At 52.9% G+C, this 3,857-nt stretch carries 1 protein-coding gene; it reads left to right on the top strand.

What is annotated here, in order from left to right; translation table 11 throughout:
- Positions 1–163: 163 nt before the first annotated feature.
- A complete protein-coding gene (locus tag ABD846_RS12500) occupies positions 164–2,929 on the top strand; it encodes a phage tail protein (protein ID WP_344827539.1) in 2,766 nt (921 codons plus the stop codon).
- The last annotated feature ends 928 nt before the right edge of the window (positions 2,930–3,857 follow it).

Here is a 3,857-nt window from a genome sequence, read left to right as displayed (position 1 = left end):
ATCAGGTACGCTTTCTTTTTTTTCTTTTCCAGAAAACCACCGGACGTATGCCCTATGAACTGCGGGAGCTGCTGGCCCTCCCCCTGTCTGAGCGCTTAGCCATAGCGGAGCAGACCCTGTCGGCCACACAAGAATCACGTAACATCCAAAAACAAACCAAAATATGAAAAAGCAAGTCTATGCACTAGCCACTTGTATGCTGCTGCTTTGCAGCAGCGGGGTGTATGCCCAAAGTAAAATGAAAGACGGAACGATCAGTTCCTCGGCACTTCCGAATGCGAATGCAATCCTGGACCTGGAAAGCAACCGTCGGGGTTTACTGCTGCCGCGTATTGCGCTCACCGCCACGAACAGCGCAAGTCCGCTGAGCGCCCATGTACAGGGAATGGCAGTGTACAACACGGCCACGGCAGGCAGCGGCAGCACCGCTGTAATACCGGGCTACTATATCAACGACGGCACGAAATGGATCCGCCTGATCTCCAAAGGGGAGGTAAGCCTGGCAAATACAGCATTGAGCAGCAGCACCACACCGGCCGGTAACAGCATCGGGGACATGGTGTTCAACACTACTGCAGTGGCAGGCCCGCCCGCGATACCTGCAGGTCCCGTATTCTGGGACGGCAGCGCCTGGCAGCCGGTAGGGGCAGATGCAGCCGTAGGCAACGAGGTACTGAATGCAACCACGAATAAAGGACTCACGCGTGCCGGCTCCGGCACAGCCGCTTCGCCGTTCACACTCGGACTCACAGACGGTAGCGCCACCAACCAGACAATGGTATGGGACGGCTCCAAATGGGCACCGGGCAGCGCGGGCCTCACTACTACCGCACTTACGAGCAGCACCAGTCCTGCGGGAACGAATGTGGGCGATATGGTGTTCAACACTGCAGCGATAGCAGGCCCGCCCGCCATACCGGTTGGACCGGTGTACTGGGACGGCAGTGCCTGGCAGCCTGTAGGTGCAGATGCAGCCGTAGGCAACGAGGTACTGAACGCAACCACGAATAAAGGACTCACACGTGCAGGCTCCGGCACAGCCGCTTCACCCTTTACGCTCGGACTCACAGACGGTACTGCCACCAACCAGACAATGGTATGGGACGGCTCCAAATGGGCGGCAGGCACCACACCGATGGACAGCTCGCAGGTGGCAAAGATGGTGAACAAAAGCCCTGTAAAGGATTCCCTGGCCGTAGGCATCACAAAGACTCCGGTGAAAGACAGTGTGATCTCCGTGATCAACAGTGCGCTCAGCTCGGGCAGCATTACCGGTAAAGACCTTACCAACAGCAACGGAATCCTGGTAACAGGCGGAACGGGAACAACGCTGAAGGCTACTTCTTTGAGACTGGACAGCACGGCAGTGGCGAAACAGATGCTGCAGAGTCCGGTTAAAGACTCCATAGCGAAACTGATCGGCAGCAGCCCTGTTAAAGACAGTCTGAATGTGAACTACTGGAACCTGAAAGGCAACGCAAACACGAACAGCGGCAGCAACTTCATCGGTACGACAGATAATATCAGCCTGCGGGTACGCAGCAACAATACGGAACGCATGGTGGTGGACAGTACGGGTAAGGTAGGTATCGGACTGAGTGCGCCCACGAACACACTGCATGTAAAAGCGACGAGCAATCCGCTGAAGCTGGAAGGCTTGCAGAGCGGAAGCTTTACGACAGACTCTGTACTGACGGCAGATGCAAACGGAGTGGTACGCCGGGTGGCGATGAGCACGGCTCCGGACCAGACGGTGGGCAGCATTGAAGCATTTGCATTCAGCGCGATCCCCAGTGACTACCTGGAGTGTAACGGTGCTGCGGTAAGTCGTACCACGTTTGCGACCCTGTTTGCGAAGATCGGTACTACGTACGGAGCAGGGGATGGTACTACAACCTTTAACCTGCCTGACCTGCGTGGTGAGTTTATCAGAGGATGGAGCAATGGTAGAAGCGGTGTGGATGCGAGCAGGACAATTGGTAGTTGGCAAAAGGGATCATATATTGCACATGAAAATAGCTCGTCTGCTTCTTACACAAGAGACTATATAGCTGCGGGAGGAATCTCAGATATTGGAATGGAAGATCCTTCGAATAACGGATATAATGGTTCTGAGTCGATTGCAATTCACGGTTTCAATGGAACTTTGTTCAGTTATTCTTCACTTTTTAATGTTCTTGGCGGAGTTACCCGTCCCCGCAACGTAGCGATGATGTATGCGATCAAAGCGAAGGAGAGTGTGATGTTGCCAACGGGACAATCGGTAACGAGTCTGATTACGGCAACGGAGCCCTGGGAGAAGAAAGGCACGGGAGTGGGCAGTACCTCGTTTACTGATACGATCACGCACAGCGGCCCGATCCAGATCAAAGACGGATCGCAGGGTGCAGGTAAAGTATTGACCAGTGATGCAAATGGGGTGGCGAGCTGGCAGAATATAGGACAAACTTTAATTTACGGAACTATTCCTTCAAGTACGAGTTCTGTAGTTGCAAGCGGTGTCAATCCTGTGGCTTATACAGGTTGCAGTATTACACTTACTCCCGGAACTTGGATGCTTTCTTTTAATGCCTGGGTTGTACCAGTTGGAACAAATGCCAAGACGTCCACGTCAATGACAGGATTTTCTTCTATTTTCTTTTCTACATCAAGCTCTGTAAATACACCTCCTACATATGCTGGTTCTATTAAGAGTATTCTTGCCGCTAGACTTTATGCTGCAACAAGTGGAGCTGGGGCAGACTACACCTGTTCTGGCTCTATTCCGATAACTGTATCGACTACAACAACGTTATACATGTGGTGCTTTATGTCAGCCGACAACTGGACTTCATTGGGTAGTGCATCGGCATCTTCTATTATGTCTAATAACGGTAATGGGGGCGCATTTGGACCATATACACAACTTTACGCAACAAAAATAAACTAAAGAAAAGTCAACTGCTCGGCCCCGCTCGGCGTAGTCTCCGGACTACATCGCGGTGGATTCCGGTCTCGGGACCGGATATTGTAAAGAATATACAGGCTTAAGTAGGCCTATAAAAATACTTGCTTGATCAACATGTTTGGTCGGCGGGGTGGTTTCTACCGCCCCGCTTTTTTATTTTGGTTTGTTGCAGCCTTTTGGAGAACGCCTTGTCGAACCACCCCAGCTCCTCTCTGCTCGGCGTAGTCTCCGGACTACGTCGCGGTGGGAACGCCTTGTCGAACCACCCCAGCTCCTCTCTGCTCGGCGTAGTCTCCGGACTACGTCGCGGCGGATGCCGGTCTCCGGACCGGATATTGTAAAGAATATCAGGCCTAAGTACGCCTATAAAAATACTTGCTTGATCAACATGTTTGGTCGGCGGGGTGGTTTCTACCGCCCCGCTTTTTTATTTTGGTTTGTTGCGGCTTTTGGGAGAAAGCGTTGCCAGACCCACCCCCAGCCCCTCCCTGTCCCGATAGCTATCGGGATCGGGAGGGATTTGCTCCGTGTTGGGCACCGTCCAACTTGTTGTGGTGTCATTGCGACGAGCGTATAGCCTGTGCGTGCAGCTAGCGAGGAAGCAATCTACAGTAATCGTTCAGAGATTGCTTTGCCTTCTTCGCTTGGGTTGTTCCAACCCTTCGCTCATTGGCGCGCTCCCGATAGCTATCGGGAGACATTCGGGTTAGGTATTGTTGTAAATAGGTTTTTGCACTGTGCACAATCCCCATTGCGCCTCGAAGCAATCTCTCCAGCACGCCGCTCGCACACGTTGGCTTCCCCTCCATCGGAGGGGATAGGGGTGGGTCTTCGTTCCTGTATTTTTACAGTCCGCCGATGGTATTCCGCCTACCTAAAAGGTAGGCGTGCCTATTATCAGGGGTAGGCC

Origin of the sequence: Rurimicrobium arvi, from assembly GCF_039540495.1 — a bacterium.
GTDB classification, from domain to species: Bacteria; Bacteroidota; Bacteroidia; order Chitinophagales; family Chitinophagaceae; genus Rurimicrobium; species Rurimicrobium arvi.
The sequence above is the reverse complement of the archived record's forward strand: the minus strand, read 5'-3'. Positions and strand labels throughout refer to the sequence as shown.